General features: G+C 37.2%; 14 protein-coding genes. 5 read left to right on the forward strand and 9 right to left on the reverse strand.

What is annotated here, in order from left to right; all coding sequences use genetic code 11:
• Positions 1-4,286: hypothetical protein (locus H0W64_09805; protein ID MBA3662013.1), on the forward strand; the 4,286-nt coding region annotated here is incomplete at its 5' end.
• A 34-nt stretch (positions 4,287-4,320) separates the two neighbouring features.
• Here the strand turns inward: H0W64_09805 and H0W64_09810 are convergent.
• The gene (locus H0W64_09810) at positions 4,321-4,890 is read right to left on the reverse strand and encodes a PAS domain-containing protein (protein ID MBA3662014.1); all 570 of its coding nucleotides are present in this window, start codon (positions 4,888-4,890) and stop codon (positions 4,321-4,323) included.
• Between the two features lie 507 nt (positions 4,891-5,397).
• Between H0W64_09810 and H0W64_09815 the strand changes: the two genes are divergently transcribed.
• The gene (locus H0W64_09815; GenBank protein ID MBA3662015.1) at positions 5,398-5,841 is read left to right on the forward strand and encodes a hemerythrin domain-containing protein; all 444 of its coding nucleotides are present in this window, start codon (positions 5,398-5,400) and stop codon (positions 5,839-5,841) included.
• A gap of 248 nt (positions 5,842-6,089) precedes the next feature.
• Here H0W64_09815 and H0W64_09820 read toward each other — a convergent pair whose 3' ends face one another.
• Entirely contained in the window at positions 6,090-8,960 is a 2,871-nt protein-coding gene (locus tag H0W64_09820; protein ID MBA3662016.1) for a hypothetical protein, read from the reverse strand.
• Between the two features lie 305 nt (positions 8,961-9,265).
• Here H0W64_09820 and H0W64_09825 point away from each other — a divergent pair, with 305 nt between their 5' ends.
• On the forward strand, positions 9,266-10,291 hold the full coding sequence (locus tag H0W64_09825; GenBank protein MBA3662017.1) for a phosphotransferase: 1,026 nt from the start codon (positions 9,266-9,268) through the stop codon (positions 10,289-10,291).
• A 275-nt stretch (positions 10,292-10,566) separates the two neighbouring features.
• Here the strand turns inward: H0W64_09825 and fabD are convergent, their stop codons facing one another.
• The 6 genes from fabD to H0W64_09855 form a co-directional block, all read right to left on the reverse strand.
• The gene (gene fabD / locus H0W64_09830; GenBank protein MBA3662018.1) at positions 10,567-11,415 is read right to left on the reverse strand and encodes an ACP S-malonyltransferase; all 849 of its coding nucleotides are present in this window, start codon (positions 11,413-11,415) and stop codon (positions 10,567-10,569) included.
• Between the two features lie 46 nt (positions 11,416-11,461).
• The gene (locus tag H0W64_09835) at positions 11,462-11,941 is read right to left on the reverse strand and encodes a cyclic nucleotide-binding domain-containing protein (GenBank protein ID MBA3662019.1); all 480 of its coding nucleotides are present in this window, start codon (positions 11,939-11,941) and stop codon (positions 11,462-11,464) included.
• 379 nt (positions 11,942-12,320) lie between these two features.
• Positions 12,321-12,857, reverse strand: a complete 537-nt coding sequence (gene greB, locus H0W64_09840; protein MBA3662020.1) for a transcription elongation factor GreB — start codon at positions 12,855-12,857, stop codon at positions 12,321-12,323.
• A gap of 91 nt (positions 12,858-12,948) precedes the next feature.
• Entirely contained in the window at positions 12,949-13,491 is a 543-nt protein-coding gene (locus tag H0W64_09845; protein ID MBA3662021.1) for an acyloxyacyl hydrolase, read from the reverse strand.
• A 197-nt stretch (positions 13,492-13,688) separates the two neighbouring features.
• Positions 13,689-14,153 carry a hemerythrin domain-containing protein gene (locus tag H0W64_09850; GenBank protein ID MBA3662022.1) on the reverse strand — a complete coding sequence of 155 codons (465 nt, stop codon included), beginning with the start codon at positions 14,151-14,153 and terminating at the stop codon, positions 13,689-13,691.
• Positions 14,154-14,170: 17 nt separating this feature from the next.
• On the reverse strand, positions 14,171-15,343 hold the full coding sequence (locus H0W64_09855; protein MBA3662023.1) for a glutathione-dependent formaldehyde dehydrogenase: 1,173 nt from the start codon (positions 15,341-15,343) through the stop codon (positions 14,171-14,173).
• Positions 15,344-15,919: 576 nt separating this feature from the next.
• Between H0W64_09855 and H0W64_09860 the strand changes: the two genes are divergently transcribed.
• Positions 15,920-16,195, forward strand: coding sequence for a hypothetical protein (locus H0W64_09860; protein MBA3662024.1), 276 nt, complete (start codon positions 15,920-15,922; stop codon positions 16,193-16,195).
• A gap of 73 nt (positions 16,196-16,268) precedes the next feature.
• On the opposite strand, the gene H0W64_09865 is transcribed toward H0W64_09860, so the two are convergent.
• A complete protein-coding gene (locus H0W64_09865; GenBank protein MBA3662025.1) occupies positions 16,269-16,877 on the reverse strand; it encodes a DUF1211 domain-containing protein in 609 nt (202 codons plus the stop codon).
• 217 nt (positions 16,878-17,094) lie between these two features.
• Between H0W64_09865 and H0W64_09870 the strand changes: the two genes are divergently transcribed.
• The gene (locus tag H0W64_09870) at positions 17,095-17,376 is read left to right on the forward strand and encodes a DUF3175 domain-containing protein (protein ID MBA3662026.1); all 282 of its coding nucleotides are present in this window, start codon (positions 17,095-17,097) and stop codon (positions 17,374-17,376) included.
• Positions 17,377-17,406: the final 30 nt, after the last annotated feature.

Consider the following 17,406-nt stretch of genomic DNA (forward strand, 5'->3'; position numbering starts at 1 on the left):
CAACATCACTCGCTACTCTAACTCGTGTTGCAGGTGAAGTTGTAAGCGGTAGTCCATATGCAATCACTGCAGCTTCTTTCAATGCTTTAACGGGCACTGCAGCTGGCAATTACAGTGCACCAAGCTTCATCGGTAGCCCAACATTAACTGTAACCCCTGCAAGTTTAACAGGTTCCATTGCTAATCAAACAAAAGTATATGGTGCTAACGATCCAACCCTTTCCGGTATTGGTGTTACTTTAAATGGTTTAATTAATCGCAGTGTTTCAACTTGGAACGGTAGTGTAGTAGTTAACGACAGCAGCAATGTTGCAACAACTCTTGCTTCTTTAACGCGCAACGCCGGTGAAGTTGTAAGCGGCAGTCCATATTCCATCACAAGTGCAACTTTCAATACCTTAAGTGGTAGTGCAGCTAGCAACTATAACGCACCAAGCTTCATCGGTAGTCCAACATTAACTGTAACTCCAGCAAGCTTAACGGGTTCCATTGCCAATCAAACAAAAGTATATGGTGCTAATGATCCAACCCTTTCCGGTATTGGTGTTACCTTAAACGGTCTTATCAATAGAACAGTTACCACTTGGAATGGTAGTGTTGCTCTAAATGATACAAGTTCAGTTGCAACATCACTTGCTACCTTAACTCGTGTTGCAGGTGAAGTTGTAAGTGGTAGTCCATATGCAATCACTGCAGCTTCTTTCAACGCTTTAACGGGCACTGCAGCAGGAAATTACAGTGCACCAACTTTCACAGGCAGCCCAACCTTAGCCGTAACTCCAGCAAGCTTAACAGGTTCCATTGCCAATCAAACAAAAGTATATGGTGCTAACGATCCAACCCTTTCGGGTATTGGTGTTACCTTAAACGGTCTTATCAATAGAACGGTAACCACTTGGAATGGCAGTGTTGCTCTAAATGATACAAGTTCAGTTGCAACATCACTTGCTACCTTAACTCGTGTTGCAGGTGAAGTTGTAAGTGGCAGTCCATATGCAATTACTGCAGCTTCTTTCAACGCTTTAACGGGCACTGCAGCTAGCAACTATAACGCACCAAGCTTCATCGGTAGCCCAACATTAACTGTAACTCCAGCAAGCTTAACGGGTTCCATTGCCAATCAAACAAAAGTATATGGTGCTAACGATCCAACCCTTTCCGGTATTGGTGTTACTTTAAATGGATTAATTAACCGAACAGTCACTACTTGGAATGGCAGTGTAGTACTTGACGACAGCAGCAATGTTGCAACATCACTCGCTACCTTAACTCGTGTTGCCGGTGAAGTAGTAAGCGGCAGTCCTTATGCAATTACTGCAGCTTCTTTCAATGCTTTAACGGGCAGTGCAGCTAGCAACTATAACGCACCAAGCTTCATCGGTAGTCCAACATTAACTGTAACTCCAGCAAGCTTAACGGGTTCCATTGCTAATCAAACAAAAGTATATGGTGCTAACGATCCAACCCTTTCCGGTATCGGTGTTACTTTAACTGGATTAATTAACCGAACAGTAACCACTTGGAACGGCAGTGTAGTACTTGACGACAGCAGCAATGTTGCAACATCACTTGCTACTCTAACTCGTGTTGTCGGTGAAGTTGTAAGCGGCAGTCCTTATGCAATCACTGCAGCTTCTTTCAACGCTTTAACGGGCAGTGCAGCTGGCAATTACAGTGCACCAACTTTCACAGGCAGCCCAACATTAACCGTAACTCCAGCAAGCTTAACGGGTTCCATTGCCAATCAAAGCAAAGTATACGGTGCTAATGATCCAACTCTTTCCGGTATCGGTGTAACCTTAAATGGCTTGATTAATAGAACAGTAACCACTTGGAATGGCGCTGTTGCTTTAAATGATTCAAGTTCAGTTGCAACATCTCTTGCTTCTTTAACTCGTGTTGCAGGTGAAGTAGTAAGTGGCAGTCCATATTCCATCACAAGTGCAACTTTCAATACCTTAAGTGGTAGTGCAGCAGGAAATTACAGTGCGCCCACTTTAACTGGTAGTCCAACATTAACAGTGAGTTCTGCAACTTTAACTGGCAGTCTTGCTAATCAAAATAAAGTCTACGGTAGTAACGATCCGACACTCTCAAGTATCGTTCCAACTTTAAATGGTCTTATCAATAGAAACGTTTCTACGTGGAATGGCAGTGTTGCTATTGATGATACCAATAGCGTTGCTACAACACTTGCTTCACTAACCCGCGTTGCTGGTGAAATGGTTAATGGGAGTCCTTATGCAATCACTGCAGCTTCTTTCAATGCTTTAACGGGCAGTTCCGCTGGAAACTATAGCGCGCCAATCTTAGTCGGTAGTCCGAATTTAATAATTACACCTGCAAACTTAACAGGCAGTATCGCTAATCAAAATAAGATTTATGGAACGAATGACCCATCATTAGCAGGGATAGGTGTGATTCTAAATGGTTTGATTAACAGTACTGTATCAACGTGGAATGGCAATGTTGCAATTGATGATACCAATAGTGTTGTTACATCACTTCTTTCTTTAACACGTATTGCAGGGGAAGGAGTTAGTACAAGTCCTTATACTATTACAAGCGCTACTTTCAATGCGCTCACTGGCGTTGCAGCTGACAATTACATGCTCACGAATTTAATAGGTAGCCCCGTTCTAGCGATCAATCCAGCATCCCTCACTGTAAATGCAATTGCAGCGAGTAAGGTATATGGAAGCAATGATCCAACCTTTACTTACACTCAGTCTGGCTTAGTTAATCATAATGTTGAAGATTGGATGGGTAATATTGTTAGTATTAATGATAATTTAAATGGCTCATTAAGTCGTATGCCAGGGGAAAATGTTGGTAATTATCTCATTACAATAGGTACGCTTTCTGCCGGTGCTAATTACTTTATGAACTATGTTAGTGCTAATTTAGGAATAACACCTGCAACCCTTACCTATTCCGCAGATCCAGTCAGTAGAACCTATGGATCGTCTAATCCATCTTTTACCGGCAATGTCCTTGGTTTTGTCAATAGTGACACGCTATCATCAGCTACAACGGGCACTTTATCGTTCGCATCGCCTGCTTTAAATACTAGTAATGTTGGGAATTATTTAATCGAAGGATTTGGTTTAACCGCGGTTAACGGTAATTATAACTTTGTTCAAGCTACTGGAAATGCTACAGCACTGACCGTAACACCAGCTACTTTAAATACTTCCGGTATTTTAGCTAATAACAAAGATTATAATGGACAAACTGCAACCTCATTAAATTTTAATCATGCCACACTGACCGGCGTCTTATTTAACGATGCGGTTAGTATTGATCAACAAGGTTATTCTGCTAATTTTATTAGTGCAGAAGTTGGAACAAATATTCCAGTTACTGTTACCAATCTTGGTCTTCAAGGATCATCAGCCAGTAATTATACCCTCTCGCAACCTACGGGTTTAAGCGCAAATATTCTCAATAAAGTAACGCCTGTCGTTCCGGATGTTATTCCACCTATACCTAATTTACCGGGCGAACAACTCGTTGCGCGAGTTGTTGCACCTTATGATGCAAGTGCTTTAACACCAATAAAAGTGAATGCCACAAGTACCAATATCATTAACAATACAAGTACAGCTATCGAAAATGGTATTGAAAATCTCACCACTCAATCTAATGTTTCAAATACGGCAATGCACAATACTTCTCTCGGAGATGGCATAAGCAATACATCAGGGAATACATTTAATAATAATAATCTGACTAGTTTTAATTCATCAGCAGGATTACCCAGTATTCAGGCTACGGTTCAATCTATAAGTAAGCTAGGTATGCCCTCGCTTTTAGGTACGGCGATGATTTTATTTGCCGCAATGATGGGATTGTTATTATTAAGGAAAGAATTACTATTACCGCAACTCAATCCAAGTGCATCCGCAGCATCTTCCACCCCATTTAATGTTCCAGAGGTTTCATTCAAAGTTCGTGCTGCACTACAAAATATAATTGGCTTTAGTGAAATGTTATACTACGGGGACTTAGGTCACGTCTCTACCCTTCAACAAGAACTGTTATCTAATGTCTTAAATGAATCTAAAGCCATGTTATCGAATCTGTCTCAACATGAGGCTGGCACCATGAATGAATCATTAAAAGAATTATCATTCAAACATCGTACTATCCTTAATAATATTATCGGCTTTACTGATTTAATTCACAGTGGTTATGTTGATCCCGTCACTTCTGTCCAAAAATCATTTTTAAGCGACATCTTAACGGGTTCACATGAAGTGCTGCAATTAATACCTGGTGAATAAGTCTCTTATAACTTCATTTAAACCGTTCCGACTTTCAAGCTTTAAATCCCAATCGTAAAGCAGTACTAATTAATTCCGCTTTGTTACGACACGCCAATTTTTGCTTAATCAGGCCAAGATAAAATTCGATTGTTCGTGTTGATAGACCCAATTGATTAGCAATCTGTTTGGCACTCTTTCCTTGAATCGTATAAAGAAGACAATATTTTTGTTGTTTAGATAAGATATTCAAAGTTGCTCTATGGGGCTCAGGTTTTTTTTCCATGTAACTTCCTATTAATCCAATAGGAATATTGTTTTGGTCATAAAGGGGTTTTTTATTAACGATGACCGTAACTAACTGACCTGTTGCTTGCAGTTGAGTTTCAAGTTGATTGTAAATAATTTTTCCCCTTAAAATTTCTCTATCATCTTTACGGTACAAATCAGCATGGGTGCAGGACCACGGTAAGTCAAAATCTGTTTTACCAACAATGTCAGTGACATGACTCAATCCAGCCGCCCTAAGAAAGGATTGATTTCCCCCGAGAAATTCAAGGTTATTATTTTTCCAAAAGATGGAAGCAGGCAATTGATTTAAAATATCCAAGTTGGGATTAATCATGTTATGTCCTTATTAGCTTAGCGTTGTATAAAATTATTACTAATCTGCAATGAAAAACTTCTAATTTATTTTGTCGGCAAATCGGCGTTATTAATATTAAATTGAAAAAGTCTATGCTAAGCAACTGCTAGTGAAAAGAAAAAAATAAGGGCTATGTCCAATTGCCATGAAGTAGTTTCCACAATCAATTTAGGCGAGCCGGTTTTAAAAGATCACTGTGCATAAAAAGTTTTATTTACTACGCGATAATGCGTTTGACAAAATAGTTAAATTGTATTTTTTTTGCAAAAATTTATTAATTTTTATTTCAGTAAAGCTTATGTAACATAGCGTTCAAAATTCCACTACCAGTTGACATAAAATCAAAATTAAGCTTTAATGCTAGTCCTAGCTTGTGCAAATTTCTGCAATACTGTTTTCTTTTTCGTTATTTAATATTTCATGTTATTCATTTACATTCAATTTAATAAATATATTAAAATTATTAAAATTTAGGAGAAGTAAATTATGAACGCAGTTGAATTCTTATTAAAAGAACATGAAAAAGTACGTCAAATGTTGGACGAGATTAATGATGAGTCGCACAAACCAGAAACAAAAAAGAAAATGTTTAACACATTATGTGATGATTTGTTACGTCATGAAGCTATGGAGCATAAAATTTGGTATCCTCATTTTAAAGCTAATGAAAAGCTTGATGAAACGGTAAAACATTTAATTTCAGAAGAAAAACATGCTGAAAAGGCTATTAATCAATTTGATAAAGTAGAAAGCAATGAAGAGTGGGAGAAATTGTTTTTGAAATTTAAACAGGACGTTCTCCATCATGCTCATGAAGAAGAAACTAAATTATTTCCTAAAATTAAAAAGATGTTTAGTGAAGGAGAATTAGAAAATATTGGTCATGAAATGTATAGTTTCAAGCAACAGTACTTGAAAGAAAATAATTAATTAGGTTAAGCGGGCCTGTGCAGCCTCACTGATGTTAGGAAATGGAGAATACCCTACAGTTCCGTGATGCTGAGCTTTAAGAAAACTTAGTACATTTGTTGACTGAAATTGCATATTCTCTTTTTGCTGTACGATGGAAAATCTTTTACTGTTTTAAATAATCAAGGTCAAATAAGGTAGGTCAGCTCCATTAATTTTTACGAAACAGGTAAATGGATTTCGTGTTTAACTTCAGGGGTATGGCAAAATCACTTTTTTCCATCCCCTGTTACTATTGTTGATTTTAGACTGGGTTCAGCCGTCTTCTGGGTAGTGTTCTCAATCCAATACCTTTCGCGCGCAAAAGGATAGTTAGGGAGCGCAACTTTATGGTAGGCTGTTTCTGCATACCCGAGCGACCAATTTATAGACGCGCCATCTTGCCATAACGATACCAGAAAAGAGGGGAACAAATTTTTAATATTAGCAGTCCCTTTTGCTGCAAAATTGCTACCAATATCAATAAATTTTCCCTTGGGAAGTTTTTCTTGAGGACTTGTTGTCGTTATCGCTTCATTAAAAATTCCAGTGAGCCATTTTTTAACGTCAGGAATTTCAGTGACTAATTGATTGCCTTGCTTCAGCAAAAAATATGGCTTGTTCATATCAATTAAATGTTGATTTTTTTGTATCTGGATTGCGATTTGGTCAAGAGAGTGAGTATCTGTATTGAGAAGCAAGTGAGCAACATCAAGTTTGGTTAATACGCCATCAAACAGCAAATGACTCAGTTCCTCCGCTGCAGGATCTTGCAGGGCAATTTTACCTGATAAATCCCATTTTTTATTTAAATTTTTGTAGCTATCGTAAAGTGCAACTTGAAGTAATGTTTGTTGTTGCGGAGAAAAGCGTTGCGGTTTATCTAAATAATCTGAGAGAGAGATATCATAATAATCTAATATTTTTTTCCATTCATTTAAGTATTTTTTAAATGAAAACTGATTGTGTTGCAAGATGCGTGATTTTTGCAAAATGCTTTCAGCTTCGCTCGCTTCAATTTTCAGTGCTTTTAAAGTTTTAATATAAGATGTTGTAACTGTAAAAGGTTGTATCACTTTTCCAAGCGCTGAGTTAAAGAAATTTACTTTGGGGCGTTTTAAATGAATAGTGTGTTGAATGCCTAATAGCCACTTCACGGCGGATCGAAAGTTTAATAAACCACTTGTAACGGCCGCTGCTAATTCGCCTATCCCATCGCCCATGAGACAATCAACTTTTACGCCACTCATCATCGTGGCTTTACTCAATATGACTAAAGCCACGAAGTTTCTTAATCGTTGAAAGGAAGCTTCTTTGCTCGTCTGAAATTTTCCAATAATTTTATTGCCCTGTGGAAGAGCCGCTATATTTTCTAAGCACGTTAATTCTAATTGATGAAGTAGTGAATAAGTTGAGCATAGCCGATGAAAATCGGTATAAGACCGTTGGGGAATGGTTTGTAATCTTAATATTTGGGGCATTTCTTTCAATGAATCAACTGTTTGATTTGTTATCTTATGGTGTAAAGCTTCGTTAAGCACATGTTCGAGATCTGCTTTGTTATTAATGATGCGACCCAAGCGATAAGGAAAGGATTCTCTTGTTTGGCTTAAGGTGAGACAAATATCAGCAAGGGATTGAATTTGAAATTGCTCAGTTTTGATATAAGCTTGCCACTCCTTCAACAATGCAGATAAGCTTGCTACCGATTTGGCTGAAAGTAAAAAGGGAAAACTTAATTTCGGTGCTGTGCGCGGCTTTTCCTGCCGATATTCTTCTAAGATAATATGTGCACCCATTCCGCCGAATCCAAAAGAACTGACGCCAGCCCGACGTTTTGAAATATTTTTTGGTAGTTGCCAATCAGTTAATTGCTCGGCTAAATGAAAAGGAGAATGCTCAAAATCAATAATAGGATTAACGGTTTTTATGTTGAGTGTTTTAACAATTTTTTTATGTTTCATCATCATTAAAACTTTGATGACGCCGGCGATCCCTGCGGCAGCCTCAAGATGACCGATATTCGTTTTAACGGAGCCAATCGCACAAAATTGTCTTTTTTTAGTATTAAACGCTTGTGACAATGCTTCGACTTCAATGGGATCACCGAGGGAAGTGCCGGTACCGTGCGCTTCAACATACGTAATACTTTCTGAGGGTACTCGCGCTTCGCGTATTGCTTCTTCGATGATGCTTTGTTGGGCAGGAACTTTCGGTGCGGTAATGGATTTGGTTTTGCCACTATGATGGACCGATGAGCCTTTAATAATACCGTAAATGTGATAATTTTTTTGTAAGGCTTTGTGTAAGGGTGTAAGTAACATTACAGCGATGCCTTCACCGGGTACGTATCCATCTGCACTCGCATCAAATGTTTTACACTGCCCATTTGGACTTAACATATGAGCTCTAGAAAATGAAATATATTTCCATGGATGACAAATGACATTAACACCTGCTGCAATTGCGTAATCACTTTTTCCACTTAACAAATTTCGTTTTGCATTATGTAAAGCAATCAGCGAAGACGCACACGCTGCATCAATGGATTCACTTTCTCCGGTTAAGCCAAGGAAGTAAGATAAACGATTTGCTAATATTCCTTCATAATTTCCTAAACAAGCATAACGATCAATTTCAGTGTTTGGAGCAAGCATGCGTTGATAATAATCAAGGGCCATAACCCCCACATGAACGGAAGTTTGGTGGGTTTGAAGGTCTGCGAGCGTTACGCCTGCATCTTCGATACAGTGCCATGTCTCTTCCATCAGCAATCGTTGTTGGGGATCAGTTGAATTGGCTTCAGTCGAAGTAATATTAAAAAAAGGTGCGTCAAAAAGGTCAATTTGATCTAAAAGTCCCGCCCATTTACTAATACTTTTATTGGGCGCATCGCGTTCTGGCGAATAATATTGTTTGATATCCCACCGATCAGACGGGATCTCACGAATACTGTTAATATTATTAATTAAGTTATGCCAATATTGTTGATAGTTTGGAGCGTCCGGGAAACGGCAAGCGATACCAATCACGGCAATATCGGTCGATAAGTCTTTTGATGAAATTCCTGATTTATTTTTGTGGATCTGTTTGGATGTCATAACAGCTCCTGCGGAAAATGTATCAAACCTCAACTTGATAAGGATTCAAACACTTACAAACCCATGCAACTCCTTATCTTAGTATAGTAAAATTTCGTCCCCTCTTCGATGCAAAAAATATAAGTCATTGTTTGTTTTAAAGATAATTTAATTACGCCGAAAGACATTCTTGATGTTGAGACAGGTAATGCGTCATAATTTGTTTGGGTTAACATCAAATAAATATAACTGAGACCTGGTATAGAAATTGATCAGGGTTATTCTTTAAATGATGATATGGAAATTATCGTAATCAAGGAATACAAATGAAAAATTTATTTGCATTAGTTTGCTCAACTTATCAACTCGGTAATTTAACTTCTATACCAAGTTTGATGTCTGGTAATGATATCAATACGAATTATAAAGTTACTACCACGAAGGGTAATTTTCTCTTAAAAATAATCGATATTGAAAATTATAAAAAAAATCATTTTGTTGATAAACAAGCTCTCATACTTTCCTTAACTGTTGGAGAACAAGTTGCAGAAAGTATGTTTAAAAATAATATCCCCGCGGTTCCTGCATTACCGCATGGTAATAATGAAAAAATGCTAATGATAGATCAAAAAATTATTTTTGTTTATCCGTTTGTTGAGGGTAGAATTTCTTCCCTTGAAAATATCACTCAAGATAAAATTAAAAAAGTTGCTAATCTATTAGCAAAAATTCATTCTTTAAAAATTTCATCTGAAATGGGTCGCATAAAATGGAATATGACCATTGCGTCTTTGTCGGACCTTGTTACACAGAAACCCTGGTTGCAATTAAAAGACATTCAGATTTTTAATCAAATGTTAAATGAGCTTGAGAGTTTCATTCAAATCAATTCTAAGCAAGCAATACATGCCATTAAACATTCAGATGATTTAGTGCTCGCTCATAATGAGATGATTCCGCAAAATATCTTATGGAATCTCAGAGATGAGCCTATTATTGTAGATTGGGAAAGCGGTGGTTATATGCCAGTTGCTGTCAATTATGTTGATACTTTATTAGCGTGGTGTCTTGAATCAAAAGAAAATAAATATGTTTTGAATACGAGAAAAGCAGATGGTTTTATTAAAGAGTATGAGAGAGTTCAGCCTAAAATAAAGCTAACCGATAATGCAATTAGCATTGTTACTGCGAAGTGGTTACTTTGGCTCGCGTTTTGTTCAAATCGTATTGCTCAACCAGAGAATCAAGAAGTTTATATTGAATTTATTTTTGACACTTTAAAAGTATTAAATTTCATCCAGTATCATGCACATGAATTAGAAGATTTGCATCACGTTCATTATGCTACTTAATTTTATTTGTTGTTTGAAAAGATTGATCTTCGCTTGGATTTTAAGCTCATTTGCATAAAAAAAAATAATCTTCAGAACAAATTGTTTGTATGCAATCGTCATTTACCCTAATTTAATTTAAATGTTTGCGTTTGGTTCTCTGTGTAAAAGAGTAATTTGGAAAATGTATTTTAATCGAGAGTTAAACGTTTGGATTGCACTTGCGTTCTCTACCTTATCTTCAAATATCGTGGGAGGTGAGGGTTAAGCACGATTCCAAATGAAATTACAGAGATTCATTGCCCTTTGCGAATGCGCGCAATTAAGCTCGATAATACTCTTCCAGGACCTATTTCCTCAAAGTCAGTTTCTCCTCGCAAAAGTAAGTATTCAACTGTTTGAGTCCAATGCACGGGGTGTGTAATTTGTTGAGCAAGTAAGGTATGGATAGAGCCAATAGGATAGGGTTTAGCTGTCATGTTAGCAATGATAGGAATAATGGGTTTTGCAAAGTGAAATTCACGCATGAATAAGCTAAATTCTTGTTGAGCATCGTCCATATATTTGGAATGAAATGCACCGCTTACATTTAAGGGAAGATAATAAAGTGCACCTGCGCCAGTAAAAATCGTTTCTGCTGCCAATACTGCAGTTTTCAATCCGGTAATCACAACTTGGGTATAAGAGTTGTAATTAGCGATAGCAAGCTCGTTTAAGTGATGTTTAGCAATGAGTTTCAATACGTCTTCGCTTTTTAATCCGATTACCGCTGCCATGGCCCCTTGTGTTGCTTGGCTCATCAGCTTCCCGCGTTTTTGTACAAGCTTCAATCCAGTGGCAAAATCAAAGACGCGTGCTGCAAATAATGCATTATATTCGCCTAAGCTATGTCCAGCTACATACTGCGGCAGCTTTTCATTTTCTTTAATTTTATTGAGATAAGATAAAGCATTCACGACAAAAAGAGCAGGTTGAGTGAAGTTAGTTTGATTCAATTTTCCCTCTGGATCCTCTAAGCATAATTTCACAATTGAATAACCTAGAATCTCATTGGCTTGTTCAACTAAATCAGGAAAGTCTGTGAATAAAGTTCTTCCCATGCCGAGTGATTGCGAGCCTTGTCCAGGGAAAACATAGCTAGTCATATATAATCCTTGATCTTTTTAATCGTGCGTTCTTAAACTTCCACTGTCAATCAATATGATGAACATGCAAGCCCCATGCATAAAGAACGCCTATTGCTTTCTCTGCGTGACGAATTTGTATGGAATGACTCTTTATAATTTCTAACATAAAATAATAAGCAATTTCAGGATGTTTTTCTAAAAAACATTTTAATGATTCAATTTCAAATTCGACTACATCGCAATCTTCGGCTGCAATGACATCGGTAGGTGATAGAGTCTTTTCAAATAAAGATAATTCGCAAACAAACTCTCCAGGACCTATCGATATAAGTGTCGGATGCAATACTTCATAATGAGAGCTGTAGTGATTAATACAATTAATGGATAAGTTTACCTTGCCCTTTTTAATTAGATAAATATGAACCGGCATCGTGCCTTGCTCTTGTATAACTTGGCCTGGTAAAAAGGTTTTCGTTAAATATTTAACGTTTTCTTTAAAATCGTTGTGCGTTACTAAATCATCAATAATCTCGACTAATGACATACTTTAGTCCTGCTTAAGCGTATAGAGTACGAAATGAGATCGAGTTTTTTCAAACGTTATCCCTTTTTATAATTCATAACTTTATTAAATCGGTATGCCATTTCAAGCCATGTGATTTTTTTTTAATCACCTCATATTATAACTATAGAGCATAATGGTTGAGTTTTATTTTTTAATTTAATCAATGGGTTAACCGGGATATGTTAAGAAAGCCAAAGGTAAGTTGTTGATTCTAAGCTCAAGAAAGCTGGAATGACGGTTAAAATTCTTGGCAGTTCAGGCGATGCTTTCTATGCTCTAAGCCCTTTTTGACTACCCACCAAACTAGGCTGGGTAGTGTGAGAGGGCTGATTTGTTTTCGTCTATCAAGGGATACATTTCAATAGTGAATGGCTAAGATTTCCAACTTTTCTATGTCTTCCGGCGTTTTAAGTTTTACAACATCCCCCACTTCTGCTTTTAATAATGCTTTTGCGACAGGTGAGATCCAACTAATTTTGCCTTGGGATAAATCCGCTTCGTCGACACCGACCAGTTTTACTGTTTTTTTAAGACCATCACTTTGGAGATAAGTAACGGTTGCACCAAAAAATACTTTTGTTAATTTTTTTTGAAGATTAGGATCAACTACTTCTGCAGATTTAATTCTTTTGGTTAAGTACCGCACCCGGCGGTCAATTTCTCTTAATCGTTTCTTTCCATAGATATAATCACCATTTTCAGAGCGGTCCCCGTTACCTGCTGCCCAACGCACAGTTTCGACAATTTTAGGTCGTTCCTCATAGGAAAGACGATGAAATTCTTCTTGCAACTGAGCAAGTCCAAAAGGTGTTACACAGTTTCTAATATTTTCTGTGGGGATTTCTGCTTGCTCTGGCTCATCATCATCGGATTCTTTGGTAAATGCTTTACTCATTTTATTTCTCTTTCATTTGTATCTCATTATAATATTCATACCGATCAGGTGACAAAAAATAATTTATCCTGATCGGTATAAAATAATAATTTTAAAATAAATAACCTAACGAAAGCATGAAAAGAAAATTAAATCCTTCATTGGGATTTCCCAAGTTGGCATTTGAAAAATGCACTAATCGTAAATTAATATCATATTGATTAAACTCAGCCCCTAAGCCAAGGTTAGTTTGAATGGTAAGATTACTCGCTTGCGTATTGGTACCAAATTTCCTACTTGAAAGGTAAGCAGGACCCACTGATCCCAAAAGATAAGCTGGAAATTGATCGGCAATATTAAAAGGATAAAAACGTAAAGCTAAAGAGAGTGCAGCCGTAGTGAGATTCTTATTTTCCGGTGCTGTCGATTGCCATTGCCCTAGCGCACCTGTGAGCGACCAAAAAGTCCAGAAAGTGCGTTTCAATCCTATAATGTCACCTGATAAAAAGAGACCCGAGTTATCGTAATGGACATTATTTGGATCATGGTACTTCCCGGCGCCAAGTTCTACAGAATGATCCCAAGCATAAGTTGAAGTAAGATTGAATCCTAAGAGGATAAATAAGAGTGCGCGGTAAAAATTAATTTTCGTCATGCTAAATCCTTTTATTAAATAATCATTCCCACAAACGAATTATAACGACAAGTTTATAGTGTGCCTATGGGATTTCTTGCCGATTTACTATAGCAGGTCGAAAAAAAGAAAGTAACGAAATAAAGCGAGGCGCCTTGCAAAGCGGAAGGATTTGAAGCCGCAAGCGCGATAACCTAATTGACGTATAGCATCTATTTTCAAACAGTCTCTGTGCTTGGTGAAAGCGTGCCGTTTAACAATTTTTCTTTATAGTCATGCATTTGTAATTTCAAAATATAAGCTTCTTTGTCCGTTAATACTTTTTTTGCATCTTTAAATAATTTGCCTTCTTCTTCAGAGACATGGTGTTCGACAAGTTGCTTCAATTCCAAGATTAATTTTTTCATCGTATTACTTATTTGTTTATGCATGTCAATTTCAGCTAATTTATTCATAATTCCGACATGTTCCTTTTCACCATGCCGTGTGTCAGGCAGACTTTCTGCATGTTTTTCTAGAGCTTTGTAAAAAGTAGCTTCTTCTGATTTTGCATGAATCGTTAATTCGTTTCGAATCATTTTATAAATTTCTAATTGGTTTCGTTCAGTTGGGGCACTTTCAAATAATTTGAAAAGCTTAGTTACTTTTTTATGATCCATTTTTAAATATTCATAAATATCCATCTTTAATTCTCCAAATTCTAAGGGGTCATGACGATTTTTAAACAGCCATCTTCTTTAGCATTAAAAATTTTATAACCCTCTGGCGCCTCACTTAGCTTTAGTCGATGCGTAATAATTTTTGATGGATCCAATTCTTCATTCATTATTTTTTTCAGTAATAAGTCGAGGTAATGTTGGACATGCGTTTGACCCATTTTAAAAGTCAAACTTCGATTCATTGCTGAACCAAATGGGATATTGTCTAACATGCCAATGTAGGCACCGGGTATGGAAACCGTGCCACCATTGCGACAACATTGAATTGCTTCTCTTAAGCAATGTGGACGGTCTGAAGCTAAATGGACTGCTTGTTTTGCCTTATCTATGATGGAATCAAATTTAGGACCTACATGAGCTTCAGCGCCAACCGCATCGATACATCGGTCTGGTCCGCGACCTTGAGTCATTGTCATCAAACGATCATAGACATCGTCTTCTTCAAAATTGATGGTTTCAGCTTTACCTAATTTTTCCGCTATTGCTAATCTTTCTTTAACACAATCAATCGCAATCACGCGCCCAGCGCCTAATAGCCAGGCACTTTGTATAGCGAATTGTGCGACGGGTCCACAACCCCATATCGCAACCGTATCGCCGTCTTTAATTCCGCAATTTTCAGCAGCCATATAACCTGTGGGTAAGATGTCTGATAAAAACAAAACTTTTTCATCAGGAATGCCTTCCGGAATTTTAATCGGCCCCACATCTGCAAAAGGTACACGAACATATTCCGCTTGCCCACCAGAGAAGCCGCCTAAAAGATGAGAAAATCCAAATAAACCAGAGGGTGAATGTCCCATTTGCTCATTTGCCAGTTCAACGTTCGGATTAGAGTTTTCACAGATAGAGAATAAGTCTTGCTTACAGAAAAAACATTGACCGCAAGCAATGGTGAAAGGAACAACCACGCGATCACCTATTTTTAATTTTTTATTTGCAGAACCTACTGCTACAACTTCTCCCATGAATTCATGCCCTAAGATGTCACCCGATTTCATTGTTGGCATCAAGCCATTATATAAATGTAGATCAGATCCGCATATAGCAGTCGCGGTGACTCGAATGATAGCATCGCGATCATTAATAATTTCAGGATGGGGAACTTCGTCTACCCGGACATCTTTTTTTCCGTGCCAGCATAATGCTTTCATACAAAATCCTTTTTAATAAGTAGGGTAGTGAAATCCTTTCAGTTAGCGTACGGAGTCCTTTTCCTAAATCGTTACGGCTGGCTTCTTATCTTACTATAAGAAAAAATATTATTTAACGTGGGGGTAACCCTTACTAAAGAAATAGGATTGTACTGAACTCAATCTTACCAAAATTAAGGGACTTGGGTATGTATTTTAACTATGCACTTGGCTCAAACTTGATTGTTAAAGTACACTATGTTGGATGCCAAAAATAAAGACCCGCCTGTGATGCAAATTAATATCGTGAGTGCCAAATGGGAGACAGCTTGAGGGTCACCCATTAAGCTTTAAGCTTAAATTATAATAATAAAAAGTATTGAATGCCAATGCACTCCTTGATGCAATACACTCATAGCAATTCGTTGAAGTAATTATTTATATTTCCAAAGTTAGATCGACGTATAACAATAAACAATATTAATAAATTTACCCCCTCTTTATGTTTATTACAAAAACCTAAAGATCTGCTAAATTGCTAGAGCACTTCACGCGAGTTCAATTACGACCAGCACCCAGTCCATTACGGCGCCAACGATGGCACAAGTGGTGCCGGGTTTTGATTCTAAACATGGACTTCCTTATAATCGCATTTGGGGAAATCTAGATTTCACTTTAGAAGCTGGCTATCGTTTTGCTTATTACATCAATGCTATTGCAATTATTCAACTTGGCACCCTCGTGCAAGCTAAATTGGGTACACTACAACCTGAGCTTGCAACAGGAACGATGGCTATTAATTCGACGGATTCCAGATACAGCCCTTTTACCTTAAATGGACCTTATCTCAACTTAACGATTGCTTTGTTATAAAACTTCATTACAAATGTGAAGTGAACTAGAGTCAGGTCTCTGATGAAATTCACTTCACACTTTGAAAACTTTTTTATGCAGGGGGTTGGTCAAATCGGTCCACAGCACCCGGTAAAATATAAATAAGAATAGGCGCAATTAAAGCCAAAAAAGCGAGATGAGGATGCCAATACGCTAAAGCAATGGATAAGAAATAAAAAAGAGGAGCAACATATATTCGTTTCACAATCGCATGACGAATCGCGGGCGTGTACAATTCATTATTTAATTGGAAATAATAAGCGCATTGCGCAATGATAAATTGCGCGACACTCGCACAAAGTAAATTGATTGCAAAGAAAATAATACTAGCAGGATTGGTAGGATAAGCTGCAACCAGGCTTGCGGAAAAAGGAACAACACAAATAACCATTAAGTATAGAACGTGGGTCCATAAATAAGGTCGATTTAAACGTTGTAATAAACCAATCTGGAAGGTCATCGCAATCCATAATGTGCCTAGAATAATAAAACTACCGATATAAATAAAAAGTTTAAAAAAAACGACATTTTCCATTACAGACACTAAATGTGTTGAGTCAATATGAGGAGGTAAACGCAAATCGAGTGCTAAAATGGTCATTGCAATTGCAAATATACCATCACTTAATCCTTCCAACCGCGATACTTTCAAAATAGTCATGGTGGACTGCTAATAGGAATAATGTTCTTAGTATAACCACCTGAATTTTTTTATGAAATACATGCGATGCTTCCTATTCAAATAAAGCTGACATAACTATATAAATTAATAATAAAATGAAGGGAGTAGGATCTTAGTTTTATTAGGGGATTAAATGAGAGGAATAAAATCTGATAAAATAATGTAGTGTTCAATATGATTAGGATAAAACTGAGATATGGAAAAAAGAAACAAAAAATGGTCGCAAAAGGTAACTGAAAATAGTCACGCTCTCCAATTAGAAGAGGGCGTCTTTACTTGGGATGATCCTCTTAGAATTGCAAAATCATTAAAAAAATCAGCAGAACAAAGTCATCAGCGTAAAGGCGCTCCTTATCAATCCGCCAGTGCCATGCTTACCTTTTATATCAATCGTGCGGGAAAAAAATTATTACCTGAACAAAAATCTATTCTGGTAGCAGCAAAATTAGAACTCAAAAAAATTTTTCACCACACTTAACTTTTGTTTAAAAAGATGATGTGACCATTG

This window comes from Gammaproteobacteria bacterium (assembly GCA_013816845.1).
GTDB lineage: Bacteria > Pseudomonadota > Gammaproteobacteria > DSM-16500 > DSM-16500 > Aquicella.